The following is a 22,032-nucleotide window of genomic DNA, read 5'->3' on the forward strand; positions in this document are numbered from 1 at the left end:
ATCTGATCAGCGGGAGGGAAATGGGACCGCGGGACTCAGCTCATCAATTCGAACTTCTCCAGCCATGGCCGGAGCAGGCCGATGAAGGACCCGTCCTCGAGCATCGACCAGGTCCAGCGCACGACGACGGGGCCCAGCGCGCGGATCTCGTCCTCCCGCAACTTCTCCTGCAGCACGACATCGGCCACGGTCTTCCCTGCTGCCCGCAGGCGGCCGTATTTCACCATGCCGTCGAACTCCCCGACGAGCTTCGCCTGCCAGTCGAAATCGACACGGTGGACGCCGCTCCGCCCGCAGAACTCGTGTTGCAGCCCCGGAGCAGGCAGGCCGGCCTCGATCATCTGCGCACGACTCCACGATTCGCCGACGCTTTCGGCCGCTCCATCGGCCAGTTTCAGCGCACGCCGCGCCACTCTGCCCCCTTGGCGACGATGCGAGGTCAGGGTCCGTCCCATGAGCTGACGATCGGCGCCTACGCGAAGTGCCTGGTCGAAAGCGGTGAGCGCCTGTGCGAAGTCGCCCCCGGCCGCCACATCGACGGCGGTTCGCTCGATTGTGGTGACAAGTATTCCGTCGACGACGGTGAGCTCGTCCTCCGTCAGGGCGGCTGCGTGAACGTGACGATGCGTCGCGATGAATCCGCCGGTCTTCTTGCCGCTGGTGACGTGGACGCGGTCGGTGTCGGGCTTCAGCAGTGGAATGCCGAGCACCGCGGCGGCCGACACGTTGCTCAGCGGCAGCTGCGGTGCGTTGGCGGGCTGTGCCGTGGCGATCGCAACAGATTTGAGGCGGTGCAACTCCTGATCGCCTTCGTGCCCGGCGAAGTCGTCGGATGCCGGCACGAAGACGCCGGGGATGAGGCGGATCAGGTCGCCGGCGGATACTGCTGCGGCGAGCAGATTGTCGGAGAAGGCCGCATCGAGTGCGGCGCCGCGACGGATCAGACCGTAGCGGTCCACTGGGTAGCTGGTCATCTCTATTCGACGCAGCGGAGGGCGTTTCGGCTCCATCGAGTTTTCCCTGGCTTCCCGCGGCCCCGCTTCCGTCCCGCTGATCGGATCCCATCAGCGGGACGGAAACAGCACCGCGGGAAGGCGAGTTGGCAGGCCGTCAGGGCGTCCGGATCGTCAGGACCGCGAGGGCACCGTCGTCGCTGCGATAGGTGTGCGGAACGTCGGACAGCCAGTGCAGGGAGTCGCCCGGCCCGGCCGTGTGCTCCTCGCCGGCGCGCCCGGCGAGAAGGTGCCCGCTGACCACATGAACGTGCTCGACGACGCCGGGCCCGTGCGCGGGCGACTCCCGTACCCCGCCGGAGGTGACGCGCAGCCAGAACACCTCGGTGACCGATCCGTCGTCGTGGTGCTCGACATGGAGCAACCGCGCGGCGAGATGGGGTCCGACCCCCTCGGTACCGGATTCCTCGCCCAGGAGCGCCGACAGGGGCACACCGAGCGGCCCGGCAATGGCATACAGCGTGTCGAGGGTGGGGTTGCGTTGACCGGCTTCCAGTTCGGAGAGTGAACCCTTGCCGATCCGGGCCTCGCGGGCCAGGCCGGACAGACTCTTGCCACGTTGCTTCCGAATGGCGGAGATCCGGGCCCCGACGGCTCGTCGTCGGTCATCGCCGTGTGTCATAGTCCGGGCCCGCGCTCGTTTCTCACCTCGTGGACACCGCGCATGCGGTGTTCTGTTTACGGAACGATACCGTTATGCTCGCGGCATGACCAGTCCCGTCTCGTCGACTCTCAGCGAGCCGATCATCGCCGGGGTGGTGACCTCCTTGGTCGGGTTCACCTCCTCCTTCGTCGTGGTGGTGACCGGATTGCGTTCGGTGGGCGCCGACCCGTCCCAGGCCGCGTCGGGTCTGCTGGTGCTGACGGTTCTGTTCGGACTCGGGTCGATCCTGCTGTCACTCCGCACGCGCCGGCCGGTGACGCTGGCGTGGTCCACGCCGGGCGCCGCACTGCTCGTATCGGCCGGCTCGTCCTACGACGCCGGATGGCCGGCGGCGATCGGCGCCTTTCTGGTGGTCGGGTTGCTGATCCTCGCAACCGGACTGGTGCCGGCGCTCGGCGAGTTGATCGGCCGCATCCCGACGCCGATCGCCCAGGCGATGCTGGCCGGGGTCCTCCTCTCGCTGTGCCTCGCGCCGATGACCTCACTGGCCGCCCAACCGTGGTCGACCATTCCGATCCTCGTCGTCTGGTTGCTGGCGATGCGATGGCTCCCGCGGTGGGCGCTGCCGCTGGCGCTCGTCACGGCCCTGATCGTGATCGGGGTGAACCTGGTCCTCGACGACTACAGTGGCTGGGCGGGTGAGTCGTGGTGGCCGCAACTGACCTGGACCACACCCGCTTTCGATGTGAGCGCGATCGTCGGGCTCGCGGTTCCGCTCTACATCGTCACGATGGCCTCGCAGAATGTTCCGGGGGTGGCCGTGCTCAAGTCCTTCGGCTACGAGACGCCCTGGCGTCCGGCGATGTTCGTGACCGGGGCCGGAACAGTGCTCGGTGCGCCATTCGGCGGCCACGCGATCAACCTCGCCGCGCTGTCCGCGGCACTGGCCGCAGGCCCGGAGGCGGGTGCCGACCGGTCGCGCCGGTGGATCGCGGGTGTGGCGACGGGTTCGACGAGTCTCGTGCTCGCAGCGCTGTCGGGCGCGCTGGTGGTCATCACGGCGATCGCACCGGAGGGATTGCTCGAAGCGGTTGCGGGACTTGCGCTGTTGACCACCTTCGTGGCGTCGATCCTCGGTGCGTTCGAGAAGGCGGAGTTCCGCATGCCCGCGGCACTGACCTTCGTGACCGCGGCCGCGGGTGTCACCTTCGCCGGGATCGGTGGCGCGTTCTGGGCTCTCGTCGTCGGGCTGGTGGCGCACTGGGTGCAAGCACGTCGCCCATCTACTCCCTGAGCAGATTTCAGTCGGCGGCGGCGAGCCGCTTCTTCTCGGCCTCGACGTCGAAATCGGCCGGTGGCCAATCGAGATCGAGACGGGTGAGCGCGTCGATGAGGAGTTCGCACACCGCGAGACGCGCGTACCACTTGTGGTTCGACGGGATGACGAACCACGGTGCGGAGTCGCGGTCGGTGAGGTCGAAGATCGCCTGGTACGCCTCGAGGTAGGCATCCCAGTGGCCGCGTTCGTCGACGTCGCCCGGGTTGTACTTCCAGTACTTGTCCGGCCGGTCCAGACGCTGCGCCAGGCGGGCCTTCTGTTCGTCCTTCGACACCACGAGACAGCACTTGAGAACGGTAGTCCCGCCGGCGACGAGCTCGGACTCGAACTGGTTGATCAGGTCGTAGCGCTTCTCCCACTCCGACTGCGGAACCAGATTGTGCACCCGAACCGGCAGGACGTCCTCGTAGTGCGATCGGTCGAAGATCCCGATGCGGCCGGCGGGCGGCAGGGCCCGATGGATGCGCCACAGGAAGTCGTGCTGCAGTTCCTCTTTCGTGGGCTTGCCGAATCCTTTCACCGACAGGCCCTGCGGGTCCAACAGGCCGCCGACGTGACGCACGATGCCGCCCTTGCCCGCCGTGTCCATGCCCTGTAGGACGAGCAACACCGACCGATGATCGCCGGCCCGACCGTTGGCGGACAACAATTCCTGCAGGTCGGCGAGTACGTCACCGCGCTGCGCGAGGAGGTCGGTGCCGGCGGCCTTGTCGCCCTCGAAGCCGGGCGTCGTCTCCGGATCGAACGACGCCACCGGTCCGATTGCCTTGGCGCGCAGGGCCTCGACGGCGGGGGTGGACCAACCGGTGCTCATGACGGCGTCCTCTCGGATTCGGATTCGGATTCGGATTCGGGTTCGGGGTCGGTTGTTTGCTCACCCGGCGGCGGGAAGAGCGGTCCGCCGCCGAAGGCGGCGCGGTGTGAATCCGGCGGCGTGCCATCGTTGTTGACGATCCCGTACTCCCCGCCCAGCTCGGCGGTGACGAGTGTGTGTCCGCTGAGTCGGGAGAGCCGGGGGTCGGCGGCCAGCCGGGCGATGACGCGGCCGACGAATTCTGGGTCCTCGGCACGCGCGAGTGAGAAACCGGCGAACTCGTCGAGGCCGAGAGACAGCAGCAGCTCGGTGCGGATCAGGCCGAGCCACAACGAGATCGAACTGACCCCGGTGCCGCGTAGTTCCTCCGCCATGTCGGCGGCCATCTTGTCGAGGGCGGTCTTGCTCATCCCGTACAGAACCGAATGCAGATGACCGCGCGAGCCGAACGACGAGATGTTCGCGATGAGCCCGCTGCCGGCCTCCGTCATCACTCGGGCCGCATGCACCGAAGCCACGTAATGCGCTCGTAATCCGACGCCGATCAAGGTGTCCCAGTCGTCGACGGGTCGTTTCCAGAACGGTTCGGAGAAACCGCCGAAACCCTTCGGGGCTGCCCACGCGTTGTTGACGAGCAGATCGAGTCGGCCTGTGTCCGTGCCGATCTGGTCGAACACCGCGGACACCGCGGCATCGTCGGCGTGATCACAGGCGAGCGCTCGAGCGCCGTCGGGCCCCGATCCCGCCCGTGAGGTGACGTAGGTCGTCCACCCGTCATCGATGAGCGCGCGAGCGATTCCGTACCCGACGCCGCGGCTGCCGCCGGTCACGAGCGCAACGCGTCCCGTCATTCGCCTGCGGTTTCGGCGGTGGGATCGGTGGGCAGGGGATCGGTGGGCAGGGAATCGAAGAGCGCAGGCGGCGCCGCGAGGAACTTCTCCCGCGATCCGTTGACCTGCCACACACCCACCACCGCGCTCCAGACCATCATGGTCAGATAATCCACCACCTCGTCCGCGCTGAGGGTGCGTTTGGTCATCCACCAGTCGACGACGTGCTGGATACCGCCGACGAGGGCATGTGACCAGAGTTCGGCTCCGGTGGTGTCCGCGCCGCGCTCGGCCATCCGCATCTGGATGCTGCCCATGACCAGTTGGGTGACCAGTCGCACGGAATCCGCCGGCGCCGGCGACGACGTCGGCGAACTCGCCAGCGCGAACCGGTACAGCTGCGGTTCGTCGTCGACGGCGTGGACGTACACCCCGATGATGGTGTGGGTGAGGGTGTACTCGTCGAGATCGTCGGCGATCGCCTCGGTCAGCCGCGGGTAGATCGTCGTCTCGAAGAATCGCACCGTCGTCGCCACGCCGAGGTCGCTCTTGTCGGCGAAGTAGCGGTACAGCACCGTTTTCGAGACACCGATGTGCGCGGCGATCTCATCCATCCCGACGTCGGCGCCCAGGTCGCGGACCGCGGCGATGACGCCGTCGGTGAGTTCGGTGCGTCGAGCGAGCTTGTGTTTCTCCCAGCGCTGTTTGCGACCGTCGGGTTTGGCGCCGGTCTCGGCGACCGACTCGGTGACGGTCGTCAGGACCTGTTCGAGCCCGCGCGTCACGTTGGCCGCGGCCGCCACTGCTGCGCGCGCCGCGGCGGCGGGATTCGGGCGGTTGGCCATCACGCAGCCAGCGTAGTCGCTCGATGGGTGACACTGGTCCCATGGCATCGACAGTCATCCCGGGAGTCGCCGGTCAGCACGAGGGTCCGCCGGCCAAGTCGTCCGCGCCCGGATTCGGCGGGAACAGCGCCGGAGACGAGGGCAGGCGCAGGGATCTGCGCAAGATGAAAGCCGTGGCCACGGGCTTCCTGGTCTTCGCGGCGATCGTGTATCTGTTCACCCGCTACCTCGAGCATCGCGACGGCGCCGAGGTGGCGGCATGGGTCGGCTATGTCCGCGCGGCCTCGGAAGCCGGGATGGTGGGCGCGCTCGCCGACTGGTTCGCGGTGACCGCGCTCTTCCGCCATCCGCTGGGTATCCCGATCCCGCACACCGCGCTGATCCGCAAGAAGAAGGACGACATCGGCGACCAGCTGGGCGGCTTCATCGAAGAGAACTTCATGACGCCCGACGTCGTGGTCTATCGCGCCGAGCAACTCGATCTGCCGCGGCGCCTGTCGACGTGGGTCGCGGACCCGCGCAACGCACCGCGGGTCAGCGGTGAGGCCGCGCGCGCGATCAAGCTCGCCGCCGAGATGCTGCGCGACGAGGACGTCGAACAGCTCATCCAGGCGGCGCTGAAGTGGGCGGCCGAACCGCAGTGGGCGCCGCCCACCGGCCGCATCCTCGAACAACTCATCGCCGAGGATCGGCTGGAACCGGTGTTCCAGCTGCTGTGTGATCGGGCACACGAGTGGGCGGTCGGCAGTCAGGACCTCGTCGACCGGGTGGTCGACCGGGACGGACCGCAGTGGACGCCGAAGTTCGTGAACAACCTGGTGGGTGACCGGATCTATCGCGAACTCGTCGATTTCACCTACAAGGTGCGGATGGATCCCGACCACGAATTGCGCCGCGCCATGCACCAATTCGTGGAGAAGTTCGCCGACGACCTGCAGAACGACCCCGACATGATCGCGAAGTTCGAGGCTCTCAAGCTCGAACTGGTGGGGCGCGACGAGGTGACCGGCGCGGCGTCGACGGCATGGCAGACCGGCAAGGCCGTGATCGAGGAGATGCTGTCGGACCCGAACAGCACCCTGCGGAACACGCTGTCGGACTCGATCATCCAGCTCGCGCAGCGAATCCGTGACGATCGTCCGCTGCAGGAGAAGATGAACGGCTGGGTGGCGAGGGTCGCGCACCACGTCGCCGCGAACTATTCACAGGAGATCATCTCGGTCATCACCGAGACCGTGCGCGGGTGGGATGCCGACGACACCAGTCGCAAGATCGAACTCCAGGTCGGCCGGGACCTGCAGTTCATCCGCATCAACGGCACGGTTGTCGGCGCACTCGCCGGACTCGTCATCTACTCCACGTCGGTGCTGATCTTCTCCTGACGGGTCGTGGGGCGGTCGGCCGCGGCGTCGACACCGGGCAGTTTGCTGTGTGCTTGCACGGGTTAGCAGTCGTGTTGATACTGGGGGAACGGGCTTGAAGTCGGACACCTCGCCGAGCGTCCCGACCGACGACACCGGAACAGGTCCCGGGGAACGGAGCGTTGATGCAACCCGAGAAGGACGACGCGTCTCCCGACGCCGACGACGCCTCGGTCGCAGACGCCGTCCCGGTCACGGGATCGTCCACTGCCGCAGCCGGTTCGGAGGTCGCCGACGAAGGGGACGACGGGTCGACGCCGATCGCCGTGGAGGCGGTGGAGGCCGTGGCCAACGCGGCCCAGGACATCGGCGCCTTCATCCGATCGCAACGCGTGGCGGGCAAGGTCTCGCTGCGTCAGCTCGCGGAGCGGGCCGGCGTGAGCAATCCCTACCTCAGTCAGATCGAGCGTGGACTGCGGAAACCGTCGGCGGAGGTGCTCGCCCAGATCGCCAAGGGGCTCCGCGTGTCGGCCGAGGTCCTGTATGTGCGGGCGGGGATACTCGAAGAACGGCCCGCGAGTCCGGTCCGTGATGCTCTCATCGCAGATGACTCCATCAACGAACGCCAGAAGCAGATGTTGCTGGAGATCTACGAGTCATTCCGAAAAGAGAACACGATCGAGTCGACCGGCAAGGAGTAGTTGATGAGCGAGAACCCGTTGACCACAGCCGTGGGGCAGGTGGCTGCTCTGCTCGCAGACGTGCGCGAGCGCGGCGAGGCCGCGAGCGAGCAGGCCCAATCCAAGCTCGTCGAGACCGTCGGTTCGACCCAGGCGAGGGTTGCCGACGCGCAGTCCAAGATCGCGGAAACCGTCGAGAACACCCAGTCCAAGCTCGTCGAGACCGTCGGTTCGACACAGTCGAAACTCGAGGCACGGCTGACGGAGTCGCGGGATGACGCGCAGGCGCGGATCGACGAGGCGCTCGCGACAGCTCTGGCGCTGTTCGAGGAGGCCAGGACCAAACTGTCGGCTCTGCCGGTCGAATTGCCCGCGGAGATAGAGGAATTGAAGACCAGGTTCTCGCCGGAGGAGTTGCGGAAGGTCGCCGAGGCGTACCTGGCGGTCGCCGCAGGCCTGCTGACCGCCCTGTCGGAACGACGGGACGAGGCGGTGGAGAAGCTGAAGTCGCAGCCGCTCCTCGGGGAGAATCTGCCGAAGCTCGAGAAGGTGTACAACGACGCGGTCGGCCTCACCGAAGACGCGCTGGGCTCGATCTCCGAGCAGACCCGCGCGGTCGGCGAGCGTGCGCTGAAGCTGGCGAACCGTTCCGACGCCGACACCGAGGCGTCGGCGAACACCCTGCGGTCCGGTCAGGCAGCGCCCGAAGCGCAGGCTTCGCTCTCGCCGAAGGCGGCGGCGAGGGTCGCCGAGGTCAAGGCGGCGGTCGACCGGGCCCCGGTGAGCACGCCACCCGAACCGCCGGCCGAGACCCGGAAGGCCGCAGCGAAGAAGTCTCCCGCCACGAAGGCGGCCGCGACGAACGCCCCGGCGAAGAAGACCCCGGCGAAAAAGGCCCCGGCGAAAAAGGCCCCGGCGAAGAAGGCCGCCGCAAGCACGGCGGCGCCCGCCAAGGCCGCCACCAAGAAGGCCGCGGCCGTCCGAGGCGCCGCCGAACGGGCCGCCGCCAAGAAGACGGCGGGGGCCAAGAAGACGGCGGGGGCCAAGAAGACAGCGGGGGCCAAGAAGGCTGCCGCGACGAAGGCCCCGGCCGAGACCCCCGCGAAGAAGACGCCTGCGAAGAAGACGCCCGCGAAGAAGGCCCCGGCCACGAAGGCCGCGGCGACCACGACCCCGGCCACGAAAACCGCGGCGAAGAAGGCTGCAGCCAAGAAGACCCCGGCCACGAAGACCCCGGCCAAGAAGGTGCCCGCGAAGAAGGCGTCTCCCGGCGCGGAATGACGCCGAACGGGGCGGGTGACGGCTCCGCATCGTAGGGTGTCGCAGCAAACCCGACTCGCGCGACTACAGTGTTCGACGTGGACTTCTTCAGCGTATTGGCCTACGGCCAGAGTCTGATCATGTTGACCCTGACGTTGGTCGCGGGCATCGCCTCGACCCTCGCGCTGATCCATGCGGCCATCCAACGGCCCGACGCCTTCCCGGCGGTGGACCGGCAGAGCAAGGTCATCTGGGTCTCGATCCTCGCAGCCGCGACCCTGTTCATCTGGTTCTTCGGGGCGGTGAACTTCCTGGGCATCATCGGTGTGGTCGCCATGCTCGTCTACCTCGTCGACGTGCGCAAACGTGTCGACGACATCCAGGGCAAGTCCTGGTTCAGCAAAAGGGCCTGACCCGTCGTGGCGGAATATCGGATCAACGACCTGGCCGAGGCGTCCGGGGTCAGCGTGCGCAACATCCGGGTCTACCAGGACCGCGGACTGCTGCCGCCACCCACCATCCGTGGTCGCGCCGGCTGGTACTCCGACCAGCACCTCGTCCGGTTGAATCTCATCTCGCGCATGCTCGAGCGCGGGTACACCTTCGCCACCATCAGCGAGCTGTTGCACGCGGCACATCACGGCATGCGGGTCGAGCAGATCCTCCGTGGCACGCCGAAGGGCGGCCGGTTCCGCAACTTCAAGCGTGCCGCGACGATCACCATCACCGAGCTCCGCAAGACGCTGAACGCCAGCGACCGGTCGATCGCACTCAGTCAGAAGCTCGGGTTGCTGGCGAAGGACGGCGCGCACTACGCCATCCGCAACCCGGAGTTGCTCGAGGGTGCCGAGATCCTGGTCAAGAGCGGGGTCGACATCGACGTGCTGCTCGACCGGTGGGTACGCGTCCAGGAAGACCTCGAAGACGTCGCCACCAGCTTCGTCTCGATCATCACCGACAAGTACTTCGACGAGAATCTCCCCGACCTGGGCGAGGCCGGGGTCAGCGAGATGGCCGACCTCATCCAGACCGTGCGGCCGATCGCCCACGAGATCGTCGAGACCACCTTCCGCAAGGCGCTCGACGAGCAGATCTCGAAGGCCATCGGTCAGGCGGCCACCTACTTCGACGCCGAGGTTCCCGCGCCGGTCATACCCGCTGACGACGAGCCAGAGCAGGCACAGCCGAACTATGAGACAACGGACATTGGTACATTGAACCCCGAGACGGGGCGCTGAGCCGGATTCGGTGCCTCGCAGCGGACCGGTGAGGTCCTCCAGAGGTGAGGGGTGCCGAGTGAACACGAAATCATTGGCCAGTGCGGGCGGTGTCGCCACCGCGATCGGTGCCGGCGCGGTTGCGGTGGGGATCGGAACGATCTTCACGCGCCTCGCGCGTGAAGCGCTACACGCCGACGCCGCCGTCGACGACGGACCGGATGATCTGCTCACCCGGCCGGACAACGCCCCACGGCGCCTCGAGGTCCGCACCGCGGACGGGACGCAGCTCAATGTCGAGGTCTACGGGGACGCGCCCGACTCCGACGTCGACGACACGGGCGACGTCATCGTGATGGTCCACGGCTGGACCTGCAACACCGCCTACTGGTACCCCCAGATCAATCACCTCGCCGCCACCGAGGGCGGCTCCCGGCGGGTCGTCGCCTACGACCAGCGAGGTCACGGACGGAGTGAACGTGGCCGCCGCAGACCGACCGTGGCGATGCTCGGCCAGGATCTCGACGCGGTGCTGGAAGCCGCGGTGCCCGCGGGGCGTCGCGCGATCCTGGTGGGACACAGCATGGGTGGCATGACCATCATGTCCTGGGCGGCCCAGAATCCCGAGAAGGTCGGGTCGCGGGTGTCGTCGGTGGTGCTGGTGTCGACCGCGGCCAAGGCGGTCATGGACAATCACCTGCTGATCCCCGTCGATCTGCCCGTGTACGCCAAGCCGTTCGCCCCGGCGGCAGCGAAGATGATCACCTCGGTCCCCGTGCCCATCCCGAAGACGTCCTACGGCGTGCGCTTCTCGCACTACATCGCGCTGGGGCCGAACGCCCGCCGGGCACACGTCGAGTTCGTGGACGAGATGATCGGGGCGTGCCCACCCCGCGCTCGCGCCGGGTGGGGATCGGCGATGGGGAAGCTGGACGTCACCGCCGGACTCGCGGCACTGTCGGTGCCCACCACGGTGGTCGTCGGCACCGAGGACCGGCTCACTCCGCGACTGCACGCCGAGCAGATGGCGGAGGTGTTGCGGCGCAACGGCTCCCTGCGCGACCTGGCGGTCTACGAGGGTGTCGGACACATGTCGAGCATCGAGGCCGCCGAGCGCTTCAACGCCCTTCTCGACGAGGTCGTCGCAGAGAGCTCGCGGGCGACCGAGGAGCGCAAGGACGTCCAGTCGGTCTGACGGTCCTCGTCAGAGGCTGCAGTTGACCAGGACCGGCTCCGGTCGCAGCGTCACACCGAATGCATCGGCGACCCCGTCGCGCACCTCGCGGGCGAGGTCGAGTAGTTGCGTGGTGGTCGCTGAGCCCCGATTGGTCAGTGCCAGAGTGTGTTTGGTCGACAACCTGACCGCCGCGTCCGGGCCCGGGTGGCCGCGGTGGAATCCGGCCCGTTCGATCAGCCACCCGGCCGACAACTTGATCGCCCGGTCGGCGTCGTCGGAACCGGCGGGATAGGTCGGGATCGCGACATCGTCGCCGACGCGCGCCGCGATCCGTTCGAGTACCGCCGGGGCCTCGGCCCCCGGCACGATGGGATTCGTGAAAAACGATCCGGCACTCCAGGTGTCGAAGTCCGCGGCGTCGAGGACCATGCCCTTGCCGGCGCGCAGGTCCAGGACGGCCGCGCGGACCTCTGCCGCGTCGACACGATCATCCGGTTCGACGCCCACACGGGTCGCGAGTTCGCGATAGCGGACGGGCTGGCTCGCGCGATTCTCGTTGAGCCAGAACGACACCGCGACGACCACGAAGTCGTGACGGTGCTTCAGATTGCTGGTGCGATACCCCAGGCCCAGCTCGGCGGGGGAGACCCACCGCAGATTTCCGGAGCGTCGGTCCAGGACCTGGACCGACCGCAGGATGTCGGCCACTTCGACGCCGTAGGCGCCGACGTTCTGAACCGGCGTCGCCCCTGCGGCGCCGGGGATTCCGGACAGGCACTCGAGCCCGCCGTAACCCGCGTCCACCGTCGCGGCGACCAGTTCGTCCCAGCCCACCCCGGCGTCGGCGACGACGTGCGCGCGACCCGACTCGCGCCCGGAGCCGAACTCGACGCCGTCGCTCGCGAGGACGACCGCGGTGCCGTCGAAGCCGGCATCGCCGATGACGAGGTTCGAACCGCCGCCGACCACGAGCACCGGCTCGGATCGTTCATCGAGGTCGAGGATGGTCTCCACGATGGTGCGGGTGTCGGCGCATCGGATGATCTCGCGCGCGGGTCCGCCCAGACGCAGGGTGGTCAGCTCGGCGAGGGGCGCGCTCAGCGGCGCCTGCGTGTCGGTCACGTCCTCAACGTTAACCGGCGAGCGGTAGCGTTCTCTCCATGGCGAGCAAGCTGCAGCACACGGTGTCCTATCCCTTCTCCACCGCGCGACTGTGGGCGATCTACACCACCGAGAAATACTGGCACGACCTCGTCGAGCGCATGAACTCCGGACACGGTCATGTCGAGAAGGTGACCATCGCCGGTGACACGGTGACGGTGGAGATCCAGCAGGGCATCCCCGCGGACAAGCTGCCCTCCGCGGTCACCAAGGTGATGCCGGGCGACCTCCGCATCCCGCGAAAGAACACATACCGCCTGGTCGGCGACCGGATCGAGGGGGAGACCCATGCGACGGTCGACGGGGCGCCGGTACCGGTCGACGTCACCGGCACGACGCTGACGACCGGCGATCCGGCGACCACCGACAACCGCGCCGAGGTGACGGTGAATCTGCCACTCTTCGGCGGCAAGATCGAGAAGTCGGTGGTCAGCGAGTTGTCGGCGCTGCTCGACGCGGAGCGCGGACACACCGTCGAGTGGGAGAGCCAAAATCCGCTGACGTAGCCTGGGCTGCATGGCACGACGGCTCAGCTACTCCGCTCGGTACACGCACCCCGCGGAGAAGCTCTATCAGGCCCAGAGCACCAAGCAGTACTGGGACGACATGATGGCAGGCTTCCAGATGATCTCCCCGCACTGCGAGGTCGACTCCTTCGTCTCCGACGAGACGGGCATCCGGGTGGTCCTCAAGCAGACTATCGGCAGCGATCAACTGCCCCCGCTCGCGAAGACGGTGATGAAGAAGGACATGGTCATCACCCGCGAGGAGACCCTGGGGCCCTTCGATCCGGACAACACCAAGGGCACGTACAACGCGTCGATCCCCGCGGGACCGGGCAGTCTCAACGGCTGGCAGGAGCTCTTCCCCACCGACAACGGCGGCTGCACCATCCGCCGGACCAGCGAGGCCAAGGTCTTCGTCCCCTTCGTCAACGGCAAGCTCGAGCAGATGATCCTGATCAACCTCGTCGACCTCTTCCGCGCCGAGGCCGAGTACGCCAAGGACTGGGTCGCCAAGAACTTGTGAGCCGTCCCGGCCGCCACGGTCGGGTTGCCGAGTGAGAATCGACGAGCGAAGTGAGGCACGAACGCAGCGAGGAGGCTCGGAGCGAGAGCAGGCCCGGCCGCATGAGACCCGGTCACAGACCGCTGGGCCGGGTCACCCGGGGTACGACGAACATCAACCGGCTTCGGCGCGTCGACCGATGGATGGTCCACTCGCCGCTGGTTCGATCCGCGCTGGACATCCCGCACCCCCTCGTCGTCGATCTCGGTTACGGTGCTCGCCCGGACACGACCGTCGAGATGGCCGTGCGGCTGCGTTCCGTCGCGGCGGATCTGGAGATGGTCGGCCTCGAGATCGACCCCGAACGCGTCGTCGAGCCGCGCGCGGGTGTCCGGTTCGGATTGGGTGGCTTCGAGCTGGGTGGCCTGCGGCCGCGCCTGGTGCGCGCGTTCAACGTCCTGCGCCAGTACGACGAGGACGAGGTCGATGATGCGTGGGCGCGGATGCGCTCGGCCCTCGCTCCGGGCGGGGTCATCGTGGAGGGCACCTGCGACGAGATAGGCCGGCGGTGCAGTTGGGTACTCCTCGACTCCGATGGTCCGGTCAGCCTGACGCTCAGTTGGGCCCCGGAGCATTCGGACCGTCCGTCGGAACTGGCCGAGCGTCTGCCCAAGGCGTTGATCCATCGCAATGTCCCGGGTGAGCGGATTCATGCGCTGCTGGCCCTGGCCGACCAGTGCTGGGACGTCGCCGCCCCGCTGGCGCCGTACGGCCCGCGGGTCCGGTGGATGCATGCGCTGGGTCTGCTCCGCGAACGCGGGATCGACTGCGAGGTGCCGAGGCGTCGCCTGTCGGACAACGTGCTGACGGTTCCGTGGGAGGCGGTCTCGCCCAAGTAGATACTGTGGCCGCTATGCGTGTGGCGATGGCCCAGATCAGTTCGACCGACGACCCGACCGCCAACCTGGCGACGCTGCGTTCGGCCACCGAGGAGGCGGCATCCCGCGGCGCCGAGCTCGTCGTGTTCCCGGAGGCCACGATGTGCCGGTTCGGCGTGCCGTTGAAACCCGTCGCCGAGGACATCGACGGTCCGTGGGCACGCGGGGTGTCCGAAGTCGCCGCGGCGTCGGGCGTCACGGTGGTGGCCGGTATGTTCACCCCCTCCGGCGACGGCCGCGTCCGCAACACCGTGGTCGTGGCCCATCCGGACGGAACCCGTCTGGGGTATCACAAGATCCACCTCTACGACGCGTTCGGTTTCACGGAGTCGAAGAACGTGGCGCCGGGCTCGGAACCACTGACGTTCGAGGTCGGGGGCGTCACCGTCGGTGTCGCCACCTGCTACGACATCCGTTTCCCGGGGCTGTTCACCCATCTGGCCCGGTTGGGGGCCCAGGTGATCGTGGTCCCCACGTCGTGGGGTGCCGGCCCGGGCAAGCTCCGTCAGTGGGAGGTGCTCGCCGCGGCCCGAGCGCTGGACTCGACGACCTTCGTGGTGGCCGTCGACCAGGCAGTTCCCACCGACGACGAGGCCGCGTCGTCGAGTGCGCCCACCGGAATCGGACACAGCCAAATCACAGACCCGTTCGGTACGTTGGTCGCCGCGTATCCGGATAGCATCCGGGTGGACGTGCACGACCTCGACCTAGCACTGGTCGAGAAGGCCCGTACGCAACTGGCAGTCCTCGCCAACGAGCGGCCCCTGCCGGTCGGCGGTGGAACGGACAACGACGTGACGCCGGCCCACGCGCGGCTCCGCGAGTCAGACGACCCAGGACGGAACCCATGAGCGACAGCAACACGCCCCGCCCCGATTCCTCATCCGGGGAGCCCGCCGACGAGAGCGGGAAGCTCGATCCGCACGCGGGTGACCCCACCCATACCGATCCCGCGGCCGGCGAGACGACTCCGGCCGAGCGAGGCGGCGAATGGCAGCCGGCCCCCGGCGCGGGTCACGGTGAGCCTCCCGCGACCGAGCAGTTCGCGACCGAGCCGATCGTCCCGGGTGGGCAGGCGTACTCCGCCATCCCGCCGTCGGACGGGGACACCACGGATCTCGGCGGTACCAAGCCGCCGACGTCCCAGTTCGCACCCGGCGAGGATCCCTACGGCCCCGCCGCGGCGTCGGGACCGATCACCCCGGGTCCTGCCGACCCCACCGGCAGCGGTCCGGTCTTCACCTCACCGCGCAAGAAGCGCAGCACGGGCAAGATCGTGGCCTTCAGCCTCGTCGGCGTGCTGCTCCTGGTGGTGATCGGCGCGGTCGGCAGCGAGCTGTACCTGCGCAACAAGGTCACCAACTGTCTCGAGGAGTCCTTCAGCGGACTCACCGGCGTGCCCACCGAGGTGTCGCTGAGCCGCAAGCCGATCATCCTGCAGGGCAGCGGTGACATCCCGTTCGTCCAGGTCGACACCGATGACAGTGCCGGGGGCGTCCGCCTGCACATGCGCGCCGACGGTATCTCCGGCACCGAGAACTCCACCGACATCCGCAGTCTCAACGGCACGGGCTTCATCCCGTACGAGCGGATCGTCGAATTGAGCAAGGAGCAGGCATCCGGCGCCGGGACCGGCACCGGAACCGGGGCGGGCGGTGTCGGCGCGGTCGAGCAGATCACCGGCAACGCCGCCGACGGCACTTTCGAGGTCCAGGCCGCGTTCCCGGTCATGGTCTTCCAGGTGCCGGTGTCGGCGACGATCAAACCCGTTCTCAAGGACGGCCGGGTCGACTTCGAGGTCGTCAAGGCCAGCGCGCTGGTGTTCGGCATCCCGCCGGACTTCGCGCAGCAGATCGTCGATCAGATCACGACCTCGTCGCTCGGACCCTTCTTCGACGAGGTGCAGGTCGACTCGCTGAAGGTCACCGACACGGGCCTCGAGTTCGGGGTCAGCGGTTCGGACGTGCAGTTGACGAGTGAGATGACCGGCACGTCGTCGCAGGGGCAGTCGGGCGGCTGCTCGGTCTGACCGGTCGCGCACCCACCGGGGGCTAGACGACGGTTCCGGGTGGGTCGACTCTCAGGAACCAGACCGTCGGCCCATCCGTCAGGGTGAACTCGTCGTAGACCCGGCCGCGCCATTTGCGGGCATACACGTCGATCATCTGCGCATCCGCGGTGCTGGCGGTGACCGGCGATCCCGCGTCGAGAGCTTGTCGCAGAACCGGCTCGAGGAGCGCTGCGAGCGTTCCGTGTCGTCGATGGTCCGGGTGGACCAGTGCGAAGACGATGCTGTGTGCGCCGCCGACCGCACGTGCCCGGGACTTCTCCTGCAGTTCGCGGAAGCGAGCGATGAAACCGTCGATGGCGATCACGAAATGGCGCGAGCGCGCCATCAATTCGTCGTCGACGGGTTGGGTGTGGTGGTCGGGGCCGGCGACGGCCATCAGGGCGACCATTTCGCCCTCGGGCGTGAACATTCCCTGCGCCCCCGGCAGGTGGTCGGTGAAGAGAATGTCGCCGTACCAGCGAAACGCCTCGACGGGGGCCGCCTCGCCCAACAGCCAGCGGTACACGGGGACTTCGCGAATCCCGTTTTCGAGGAGATCGAGTGCGCGGTCACGGTCATCGGTGATGAGGGGGCGCACCCGCACGTCGGCCGTCTGCACCTCTGTCATTCCGCCATATCAGCACACGGGTGTGCTTTTCGGGGGTCCATTCGAACTGTCGGACATTGATTGCACGTTTGTTAGACCATCATTTGATAAGGCAAACCATCAATTATCCATATCGGAGGACGTTTCCGTGATCGGTCTGTAACGTCGCCGTCAGGTCGTTCCGCGAGATGAGACGTGCGGCCGAAGACGAGAGATCTCATCACCATCAAGGGAGACGGATATGGCAGGCATTGTCGAGGGCGGTATCGCTGGTGCGATCGGTGGAGCCGTCGAGGCGATTCTCGGCGGTCTCGGAGACGCGGGTTCGATCGGCGGCGGATCGATCGACGGCAGTGATTCCGGGGCCTGATCAGACGGAATACGGTTCAGCGGTTGGTGACGCGCGGCGCCACCAGCCGCTGACCTCTTTCTGGGTCAGATCAAGAACGGCGACAACGCGCAATACGTTGCATTGTCGATGCATCGAGAAAATGTTCGGATTCTGTTTACGTTGATTTCAATCAATGTGTCTTCGGCAGCTCACCTGCGGCAATGCCGGCCCTTCGCCCCTGTTTTCTCGGAGTTCCGGTAATTGATCTCGACGGTAGGGGAGACATTTCCGAAATCGATATGTAACGTCGGCAACGAGCCGACGCACGGGTGAGAGCGGACGGTGATCTACGAACAATCTCACCGATGACGAAGGAGTAGATATGTCAGACGCAATCGAAGGCGGCATCTCCGGCGCTATCGAGGAGATCCTCGGCAATGTGCTCACCGGTTCGCTCGGCAACGACGACGCCGGCACCGGCGAGTAGCCATTCGGCACAGACTCGGCCACCGCCCCGCGACGAAAGTCGCGGGGCGGTGTGCTGTGTCGGGGTCGTCAGTTGAAGACGACGGTCTTGCGGCCGTGGACCAGGACGCGATCCTCGAGGTGCCAGCGCAGACCACGAGAGAGCACCAGGGTCTCGATGTCCCGACCCTGACGGACCATGTCGGCGACCGAGTCGCTGTGGTCGACACGGATCACGTCCTGCTCGATGATCGGTCCGGCGTCGAGATCTGCTGTGACGTAGTGGCAGGTGGCGCCGATGAGTTTCACACCTCGAGCAAAGGCCTGATGGTAGGGCCGGGCGCCGATGAAGCTGGGCAGGAAGCTGTGATGGATGTTGATGGCCCGGCCGGCCCACGCATCACACAACTGCGGCGGCAGGATCTGCATGAACCGCGCCAGCACCACCGCGTCCGGTTGATAACCGTCCACGATCCGTCCCACCTCGGCGAACGCCTCGGCCTTGCGTTCACCCGCGAACGGCACGTGGTGGAACGGGATGCCGAACCGGGTGGACAGGTCCTCCAGTTCGCGATGGTTGCCGATGACGGCGCGGATGGCGGCGGGGAGTTCACCCCGATGGGCGCGCCCCAGGAGGTCGACGAGGCAATGGCTCTCCTTGCTCACCAGCAGCACCGCGGACTTGGTCTCCCGCGAATCGGTGAGGCGCCAGTCGGTTTCGGGGCCGAGCTCGGCGGCCACCTCGGCCGCGAAGCGCGCACGTAGTTCCGCCGCGGTCGACGACACCGAATCCACGCGGATGGCCTGGCGGGTGAAGAACCAGCCGGTCTCCTCGTCGGAATGGTAGGCGGCCTCGGTGATCCAGCCGCCGACCTCGGTCAGGAAGGTCGAGATCCGGGCCACGATGCCGGTGCGGTCGGGGCAGCCGAGCGTGAGTACATAGCGGTGCTCGGTCTGATCTGTCTGGGTTCGACCTGTCGGGGTCGTCTGTCCGGGGGCCACGACAGTCAGTGTGCCAAGCTCGTCGGTGTGACGAACACGGACCTGCGACGCGGCGACGTCGCCGCCATCATCGACCACACACTGCTGAAGCCCGAGGCGACCCGGGCCGACGCGGAGGCCACGGTGGCCGAGGCGGCGCGGCTCGGGGTGTTCGCCGTCTGCCTGTCACCGTCGATGCTCCCGATCGACACCGGGGAACAGCGGACCTGCGTCGTGGCCGGATTCCCGTCGGGCAAGCATCACTCGCTGGTCAAGGCGGCTGAGGCGCGTCTGGCCGTCGACTCCGGCGCCGACGAGGTCGACATGGTGATCGACGTGGGCGCGGCCGTCGACGGCCGGTTCGACGAGGTGTTCGCCGACGTCCTCACGGTCCGTGAGGCGGTCGGGGACGAGACCCTCCTCAAGGTGATCATCGAGTCGGCTGCGCTGCTGCAGCTCGCCGGACCCGACACCGTCACCGAGGTGTGCCGCCGCGCCGAGCGGGCCGGTGCGTCGATGGTGAAGACCTCGACCGGTTTCCATCCGGCGGGCGGCGCGAGCGTCGAGGCGGTGCAACTGATGCGTGCCGCGGTGAGCGACCGGGTCGGAGTGAAGGCGAGTGGTGGAATCCGGACCGCCGACTTCGCGGCCGAACTCGTCGCCGCAGGCGCAACCCGGCTCGGGTTGTCCGCGTCGGCCGCCGTCCTCGAGGGTTTCCCCGAGTAGGCGGCCGACGGCGGTGCGGATGGTCGGCCGTCAGGCCGGCGCGGCGACCGTGGCGTGCAGGTCCGCCATGACCAGGCTCGCGTTGACCGCTGCGCCGGCCGAGAGTCCCTCGCCCATGGCCACGGTCACCATCGCGTTCAGGGTCGTCGTGTTGCCGGCTGCCCACACACCGGGCAGCGCGGTCTCGCCCATCGGGCCGGCTCCGACCACGCCGCCCATGCCCATCGGACCCTCGGCGAGTTCTCCGCCCAGACGCTCGTAGAGCTCACCCCGGACCACGAACCTCGGCGAGACGACCACCGCGTCGGCGTCGACCAGGGTGCCGTCGGACAGGAGGACGCCGTCGAGGCGGGCCGATCCGTCGTCGTCGCGCGTCCGGACGCGCTCGACGCGGGCATCCACGACGTCGATGCCGGTGACCGCGAGATGCCGCCGGTCATCCGCGGACAGGGCGGTCGGATCGTGCGCGATCACCGTGACCTGCTCGGTGAGCTGGCGGAACATGAGCGCCTGATGTGCGGACATCGGGCTCGTCGCGATCTGGACGATACCGGTGCCGCGGACCTCGTAACCGTGGCAATACGGACAGTGCAGGACATCGTGCCCCCACAGCTCGGCGACTCCGGGGATCTCCGGGAGTCGGTCGACCAGTCCGGTCGCGAGGATGAGGCGCCGGGCCGCCACGACCTCGCCCGACGAGAGGTGCAGCGTGAAGTCGTCGATGGAGCCGGTGGCGTCGACGACGGTGCCCGACCGGATCTCCGCCCCGTATCCCGTCGCCTCCGCGCGGCCACGCGCGAGCAGGTCGAGGGGGGAGATCCCGTCTTGTCCGAGCACGTTGTGGGCTGCCGCTGCCGGCGCGTTGCGCGGTTGCCCCGCATCGATCACCACGACCTTGCGCAGCGAACGCGCCAGTGCTGTTGCGGCACTGAGTCCCGCAGCTCCGCCGCCGACGATCGCGACATCGTATTCGGCTGTGGTTGACGGTGTTTCGGTGGTCACGGAATCGGTCATCGGTCACTCGCTCTCGGGGTGGGGGGTCACGGTCGTGCGCGGGCGGGCGATCCAGAGGAGCCGCCCGGCGGACAGGGTCAGGTCATCCAGACGCTGTGCGTCGGAATCGGATTCGTCGATCAGGTGATCGAGCAGGGCCAGGTCGGCCGAATCGAGGGAGTCGGCCAGCCGGTGCCGGAACTGGGCGAACCAGTGACGCGCGTAGCGGGCCACCGACCGACTCGGGTCGCTGCGTTCGACTGAAACACTCCGCTCTACGTGGATGGTCTCGAAACGGAGGACGTCGTACCCGGCGTCGTCGAACGTGTCGGTCCAGTCCACGAGCGCCTCCCACCCGGCCCCGGCCGCCGCGGCTCCGCAGCGGTCCTGCAGGCCGCTCAGCTCGGTGTCCTCGTGTGCAGGGACGAAACTCGGGACCCCTGCCATCTCGGTGATCACGACGACCCCGTCCGGTCCGAGCGACGTCGCAGCCTCTCGCAGCAGGCGCTGCGGATCGGCCACGTGGTGCAGCGACATGGCCGCCCACACGACATCGGGCGATCCGAGTGGCGGCAACCCGTCGTCGAGATCGGCGACGACGGCGGTCACCCGATCGTCGAATCCGCCGTCCCGCGCCCGGCGATCGACGAGCGCGACCATGTCGGGCGAGCCGTCGACCGCGACGATCTGCGCGTGCGGGAAGTGGCGGGCGAGTGCCTCGGTCCCGGTCCCGGTGCCTGCGCCCAGATCCGCGATGTGCACCGGCGCGTGCCCCAGCGACTCCGCGATCAGGCGTGCGGCGTCGTCGAGGTGGTCGGCCATGAGTTCGGCGTCGAGGTCGAGGACCGCGGCGAGGCGGGCATGGTCGTGGTGGTCGGCGTGGTTCGCGTGAGCGTGGTGTCCGGTGGCCGGTTGGTGGTGGTGAGTGCTGGACATGACTCCACGGTAGCGGCATCATGCCCCGATGGCATACAGTCTTGCCAATGACGCAAGAACTCGATGTAGTCGTCCGTCAGCGCATCCGCGGGCTCCGGATCGCGCGGGGCTGGACGCTCGATGCCCTCGCTGCCCGGTGCTACTTGTCGCCGTCCACCCTCAGCCGGATCGAGACCGGTCACCGCCGGGTCGCTCTCGACCAGCTCGTGCCGATCGCGCGCGCGCTGGGCACCACCCTGGACCAGTTGGTCGAACCCGCCGACGACACCGACGTCGTCATCCGGCCCCAGCCGCACACGGTGGAGGGGATGACGATGTGGTTGCTCTCCCGCGAGAACGCGCCGCAGGGCGTGACCGTGGCGAAGATGCGCTTCGACCGCGAGCAGCCCGTCGGTGACCTGCGCGTCCATCCCGGTTACGAGTGGTTCACGGTGCTGTCCGGAACAGTGAAGCTGTGGCTGGGCGACCGTACGATCCTGGTACCCGAGGGCGACGCCGCGGAGTTCTCGACGATGATCCCGCACGCGATCTGCGCGTATCAGGGCCCCGCGGAGGTGCTGTCGATGATGGATCACGCCGGTGAGCGCGCCCACCTGCCGTCCGTGCGGACGGGTGCCCGGGCGCGCGACGCCGACGAAACCGGTGCCCCTCAAGCGTGACCCGATCCGCAACCCACCGATGCGAACCGCCGCATCG

The 22,032-nt window shown here is 67.8% G+C and carries 25 protein-coding genes; 15 read left to right on the forward strand and 10 right to left on the reverse strand.

All coding sequences use genetic code 11. The features are described from left to right. Positions 1 to 35: 35 nt before the first annotated feature. Positions 36 to 974, reverse strand: coding sequence for a hypothetical protein (locus tag ABIC25_RS23045; RefSeq protein WP_354563329.1), 939 nt, complete (start codon positions 972 to 974; stop codon positions 36 to 38). Positions 975 to 1,110: 136 nt separating this feature from the next. Continuing rightward, the gene (locus ABIC25_RS23050; RefSeq protein ID WP_354563330.1) at positions 1,111 to 1,635 is read right to left on the reverse strand and encodes a helix-turn-helix domain-containing protein; all 525 of its coding nucleotides are present in this window, start codon (positions 1,633 to 1,635) and stop codon (positions 1,111 to 1,113) included. Between the two features lie 85 nt (positions 1,636 to 1,720). Between ABIC25_RS23050 and ABIC25_RS23055 the strand changes: the two genes are divergently transcribed. After that, on the forward strand, positions 1,721 to 2,911 hold the full coding sequence (locus ABIC25_RS23055) for a benzoate/H(+) symporter BenE family transporter (protein ID WP_354563332.1): 1,191 nt from the start codon (positions 1,721 to 1,723) through the stop codon (positions 2,909 to 2,911). A 7-nt stretch (positions 2,912 to 2,918) separates the two neighbouring features. Here the strand turns inward: ABIC25_RS23055 and ABIC25_RS23060 are convergent, their stop codons facing one another. Genes ABIC25_RS23060 through ABIC25_RS23070 form a run of 3 tightly spaced genes read right to left on the reverse strand, consistent with a single transcriptional unit; the run spans position 2,919 to position 5,445 of the window. Further along, complete coding sequence (locus ABIC25_RS23060; protein WP_354563334.1) at positions 2,919 to 3,770, reverse strand: PPK2 family polyphosphate kinase; 852 nt, start codon at positions 3,768 to 3,770, stop codon at positions 2,919 to 2,921. Further along, positions 3,767 to 4,621: an SDR family NAD(P)-dependent oxidoreductase gene (locus tag ABIC25_RS23065; RefSeq protein ID WP_354563335.1), complete on the reverse strand. Its 855-nt coding sequence runs from the start codon at positions 4,619 to 4,621 to the stop codon at positions 3,767 to 3,769. The genes ABIC25_RS23060 and ABIC25_RS23065 overlap by 4 nt, the downstream gene beginning before the upstream one ends. Next, positions 4,618 to 5,445, reverse strand: coding sequence for a TetR/AcrR family transcriptional regulator (locus ABIC25_RS23070; RefSeq protein WP_239403428.1), 828 nt, complete (start codon positions 5,443 to 5,445; stop codon positions 4,618 to 4,620). The genes ABIC25_RS23065 and ABIC25_RS23070 overlap by 4 nt, the downstream gene beginning before the upstream one ends. 41 nt (positions 5,446 to 5,486) lie before the next feature. On the opposite strand from ABIC25_RS23070, the gene ABIC25_RS23075 reads away from it, so the two are divergent. From ABIC25_RS23075 to ABIC25_RS23100, 6 genes are all read left to right on the forward strand, one after another. Further along, positions 5,487 to 6,827, forward strand: coding sequence for a DUF445 domain-containing protein (locus ABIC25_RS23075; RefSeq protein WP_101822231.1), 1,341 nt, complete (start codon positions 5,487 to 5,489; stop codon positions 6,825 to 6,827). A 164-nt stretch (positions 6,828 to 6,991) separates the two neighbouring features. Then, positions 6,992 to 7,507, forward strand: a complete 516-nt coding sequence (locus ABIC25_RS23080) for a helix-turn-helix domain-containing protein (RefSeq protein ID WP_101822233.1) — start codon at positions 6,992 to 6,994, stop codon at positions 7,505 to 7,507. A 3-nt stretch (positions 7,508 to 7,510) separates the two neighbouring features. Then, positions 7,511 to 8,767, forward strand: coding sequence for a heparin-binding hemagglutinin (locus ABIC25_RS23085; protein ID WP_354563337.1), 1,257 nt, complete (start codon positions 7,511 to 7,513; stop codon positions 8,765 to 8,767). Between the two features lie 68 nt (positions 8,768 to 8,835). After that, positions 8,836 to 9,159 (forward strand): DUF2516 family protein, encoded by a 324-nt coding sequence (locus ABIC25_RS23090; protein ID WP_064569131.1) that lies wholly within the window; start codon positions 8,836 to 8,838, stop codon positions 9,157 to 9,159. A 6-nt stretch (positions 9,160 to 9,165) separates the two neighbouring features. Further along, positions 9,166 to 9,984, forward strand: a complete 819-nt coding sequence (locus tag ABIC25_RS23095; protein WP_004022756.1) for a MerR family transcriptional regulator — start codon at positions 9,166 to 9,168, stop codon at positions 9,982 to 9,984. Between the two features lie 58 nt (positions 9,985 to 10,042). Further along, positions 10,043 to 11,158: an alpha/beta fold hydrolase gene (locus tag ABIC25_RS23100; RefSeq protein WP_354563339.1), complete on the forward strand. Its 1,116-nt coding sequence runs from the start codon at positions 10,043 to 10,045 to the stop codon at positions 11,156 to 11,158. Between the two features lie 9 nt (positions 11,159 to 11,167). On the opposite strand, the gene ABIC25_RS23105 is transcribed toward ABIC25_RS23100, so the two are convergent. Beyond that, entirely contained in the window at positions 11,168 to 12,262 is a 1,095-nt protein-coding gene (locus ABIC25_RS23105) for a UDP-N-acetylmuramate dehydrogenase (protein WP_354563341.1), read from the reverse strand. Between the two features lie 38 nt (positions 12,263 to 12,300). On the opposite strand from ABIC25_RS23105, the gene ABIC25_RS23110 reads away from it, so the two are divergent. From ABIC25_RS23110 to ABIC25_RS23130, 5 genes are all read left to right on the forward strand, one after another. Then, entirely contained in the window at positions 12,301 to 12,807 is a 507-nt protein-coding gene (locus tag ABIC25_RS23110; protein WP_239403389.1) for a DUF2505 domain-containing protein, read from the forward strand. A 10-nt stretch (positions 12,808 to 12,817) separates the two neighbouring features. Then, positions 12,818 to 13,330 carry a DUF2505 domain-containing protein gene (locus tag ABIC25_RS23115; protein WP_004022760.1) on the forward strand — a complete coding sequence of 171 codons (513 nt, stop codon included), beginning with the start codon at positions 12,818 to 12,820 and terminating at the stop codon, positions 13,328 to 13,330. Between the two features lie 101 nt (positions 13,331 to 13,431). After that, entirely contained in the window at positions 13,432 to 14,208 is a 777-nt protein-coding gene (locus tag ABIC25_RS23120; protein WP_354563343.1) for a class I SAM-dependent methyltransferase, read from the forward strand. A gap of 14 nt (positions 14,209 to 14,222) precedes the next feature. Next, positions 14,223 to 15,098 carry a carbon-nitrogen hydrolase family protein gene (locus tag ABIC25_RS23125; protein WP_354563345.1) on the forward strand — a complete coding sequence of 292 codons (876 nt, stop codon included), beginning with the start codon at positions 14,223 to 14,225 and terminating at the stop codon, positions 15,096 to 15,098. Continuing rightward, a complete protein-coding gene (locus tag ABIC25_RS23130) occupies positions 15,095 to 16,276 on the forward strand; it encodes a hypothetical protein (protein WP_354563346.1) in 1,182 nt (393 codons plus the stop codon). The genes ABIC25_RS23125 and ABIC25_RS23130 overlap by 4 nt, the downstream gene beginning before the upstream one ends. 22 nt (positions 16,277 to 16,298) lie before the next feature. Here the strand turns inward: ABIC25_RS23130 and ABIC25_RS23135 are convergent, their stop codons facing one another. Next, positions 16,299 to 16,925 carry a hypothetical protein gene (locus tag ABIC25_RS23135; protein ID WP_004022764.1) on the reverse strand — a complete coding sequence of 209 codons (627 nt, stop codon included), beginning with the start codon at positions 16,923 to 16,925 and terminating at the stop codon, positions 16,299 to 16,301. A gap of 220 nt (positions 16,926 to 17,145) precedes the next feature. Here ABIC25_RS23135 and ABIC25_RS23140 point away from each other — a divergent pair, with 220 nt between their 5' ends. After that, the gene (locus ABIC25_RS23140; RefSeq protein ID WP_255220192.1) at positions 17,146 to 17,274 is read left to right on the forward strand and encodes a hypothetical protein; all 129 of its coding nucleotides are present in this window, start codon (positions 17,146 to 17,148) and stop codon (positions 17,272 to 17,274) included. 516 nt (positions 17,275 to 17,790) lie between these two features. Here ABIC25_RS23140 and purU read toward each other — a convergent pair. Beyond that, a complete protein-coding gene (purU, locus tag ABIC25_RS23145; RefSeq protein ID WP_004022765.1) occupies positions 17,791 to 18,702 on the reverse strand; it encodes a formyltetrahydrofolate deformylase in 912 nt (303 codons plus the stop codon). 27 nt (positions 18,703 to 18,729) lie between these two features. Here purU and deoC point away from each other — a divergent pair, with 27 nt between their 5' ends. Then, complete coding sequence (gene deoC / locus ABIC25_RS23150) at positions 18,730 to 19,407, forward strand: deoxyribose-phosphate aldolase (protein ID WP_033205849.1); 678 nt, start codon at positions 18,730 to 18,732, stop codon at positions 19,405 to 19,407. 30 nt (positions 19,408 to 19,437) lie between these two features. Here deoC and ABIC25_RS23155 read toward each other — a convergent pair whose 3' ends face one another. Both ABIC25_RS23155 and ABIC25_RS23160 read right to left on the reverse strand, forming a co-directional pair. Next, entirely contained in the window at positions 19,438 to 20,421 is a 984-nt protein-coding gene (locus tag ABIC25_RS23155) for an NAD(P)/FAD-dependent oxidoreductase (protein ID WP_354563348.1), read from the reverse strand. Positions 20,422 to 20,424: 3 nt separating this feature from the next. After that, a complete protein-coding gene (locus tag ABIC25_RS23160; protein WP_354563350.1) occupies positions 20,425 to 21,336 on the reverse strand; it encodes a class I SAM-dependent methyltransferase in 912 nt (303 codons plus the stop codon). A gap of 47 nt (positions 21,337 to 21,383) precedes the next feature. Between ABIC25_RS23160 and ABIC25_RS23165 the strand changes: the two genes are divergently transcribed. Further along, a complete protein-coding gene (locus ABIC25_RS23165) occupies positions 21,384 to 21,995 on the forward strand; it encodes a helix-turn-helix domain-containing protein (protein ID WP_354563352.1) in 612 nt (203 codons plus the stop codon). Positions 21,996 to 22,032: the final 37 nt, after the last annotated feature.

It is taken from the genome of Gordonia sp. PvP123 (assembly GCF_040547295.1).
In the GTDB taxonomy this organism is placed as follows: domain Bacteria; phylum Actinomycetota; class Actinomycetes; order Mycobacteriales; family Mycobacteriaceae; genus Gordonia; species Gordonia terrae.

What these genes read in the sequence shown, in the direction of transcription:
- ABIC25_RS23045 (WP_354563329.1), bottom strand. Translation starts at nt 974, where the DNA reads ATGACCAGCTACCCAGTGGACCGCTACGGTCTGATCCGTCGCGGCGCC.
- ABIC25_RS23050 (WP_354563330.1), bottom strand. Translation starts at nt 1,635, where the DNA reads ATGACACACGGCGATGACCGACGACGAGCCGTCGGGGCCCGGATCTCC.
- ABIC25_RS23055 (WP_354563332.1), top strand. Translation starts at nt 1,721, where the DNA reads ATGACCAGTCCCGTCTCGTCGACTCTCAGCGAGCCGATCATCGCCGGG.
- ABIC25_RS23060 (WP_354563334.1), bottom strand. Translation starts at nt 3,770, where the DNA reads ATGAGCACCGGTTGGTCCACCCCCGCCGTCGAGGCCCTGCGCGCCAAG.
- ABIC25_RS23065 (WP_354563335.1), bottom strand. Translation starts at nt 4,621, where the DNA reads ATGACGGGACGCGTTGCGCTCGTGACCGGCGGCAGCCGCGGCGTCGGG.
- ABIC25_RS23070 (WP_239403428.1), bottom strand. Translation starts at nt 5,445, where the DNA reads ATGGCCAACCGCCCGAATCCCGCCGCCGCGGCGCGCGCAGCAGTGGCG.
- ABIC25_RS23075 (WP_101822231.1), top strand. Translation starts at nt 5,487, where the DNA reads ATGGCATCGACAGTCATCCCGGGAGTCGCCGGTCAGCACGAGGGTCCG.
- ABIC25_RS23080 (WP_101822233.1), top strand. Translation starts at nt 6,992, where the DNA reads ATGCAACCCGAGAAGGACGACGCGTCTCCCGACGCCGACGACGCCTCG.
- ABIC25_RS23085 (WP_354563337.1), top strand. Translation starts at nt 7,511, where the DNA reads ATGAGCGAGAACCCGTTGACCACAGCCGTGGGGCAGGTGGCTGCTCTG.
- ABIC25_RS23110 (WP_239403389.1), top strand. Translation starts at nt 12,301, where the DNA reads ATGGCGAGCAAGCTGCAGCACACGGTGTCCTATCCCTTCTCCACCGCG.
- ABIC25_RS23115 (WP_004022760.1), top strand. Translation starts at nt 12,818, where the DNA reads ATGGCACGACGGCTCAGCTACTCCGCTCGGTACACGCACCCCGCGGAG.
- ABIC25_RS23120 (WP_354563343.1), top strand. Translation starts at nt 13,432, where the DNA reads ATGAGACCCGGTCACAGACCGCTGGGCCGGGTCACCCGGGGTACGACG.
- ABIC25_RS23125 (WP_354563345.1), top strand. Translation starts at nt 14,223, where the DNA reads ATGCGTGTGGCGATGGCCCAGATCAGTTCGACCGACGACCCGACCGCC.
- ABIC25_RS23130 (WP_354563346.1), top strand. Translation starts at nt 15,095, where the DNA reads ATGAGCGACAGCAACACGCCCCGCCCCGATTCCTCATCCGGGGAGCCC.
- ABIC25_RS23135 (WP_004022764.1), bottom strand. Translation starts at nt 16,925, where the DNA reads ATGACAGAGGTGCAGACGGCCGACGTGCGGGTGCGCCCCCTCATCACC.
- ABIC25_RS23140 (WP_255220192.1), top strand. Translation starts at nt 17,146, where the DNA reads ATGGCAGGCATTGTCGAGGGCGGTATCGCTGGTGCGATCGGTGGAGCC.
- ABIC25_RS23155 (WP_354563348.1), bottom strand. Translation starts at nt 20,421, where the DNA reads ATGACCGATTCCGTGACCACCGAAACACCGTCAACCACAGCCGAATAC.
- ABIC25_RS23160 (WP_354563350.1), bottom strand. Translation starts at nt 21,336, where the DNA reads ATGTCCAGCACTCACCACCACCAACCGGCCACCGGACACCACGCTCAC.
- ABIC25_RS23165 (WP_354563352.1), top strand. Translation starts at nt 21,384, where the DNA reads ATGACGCAAGAACTCGATGTAGTCGTCCGTCAGCGCATCCGCGGGCTC.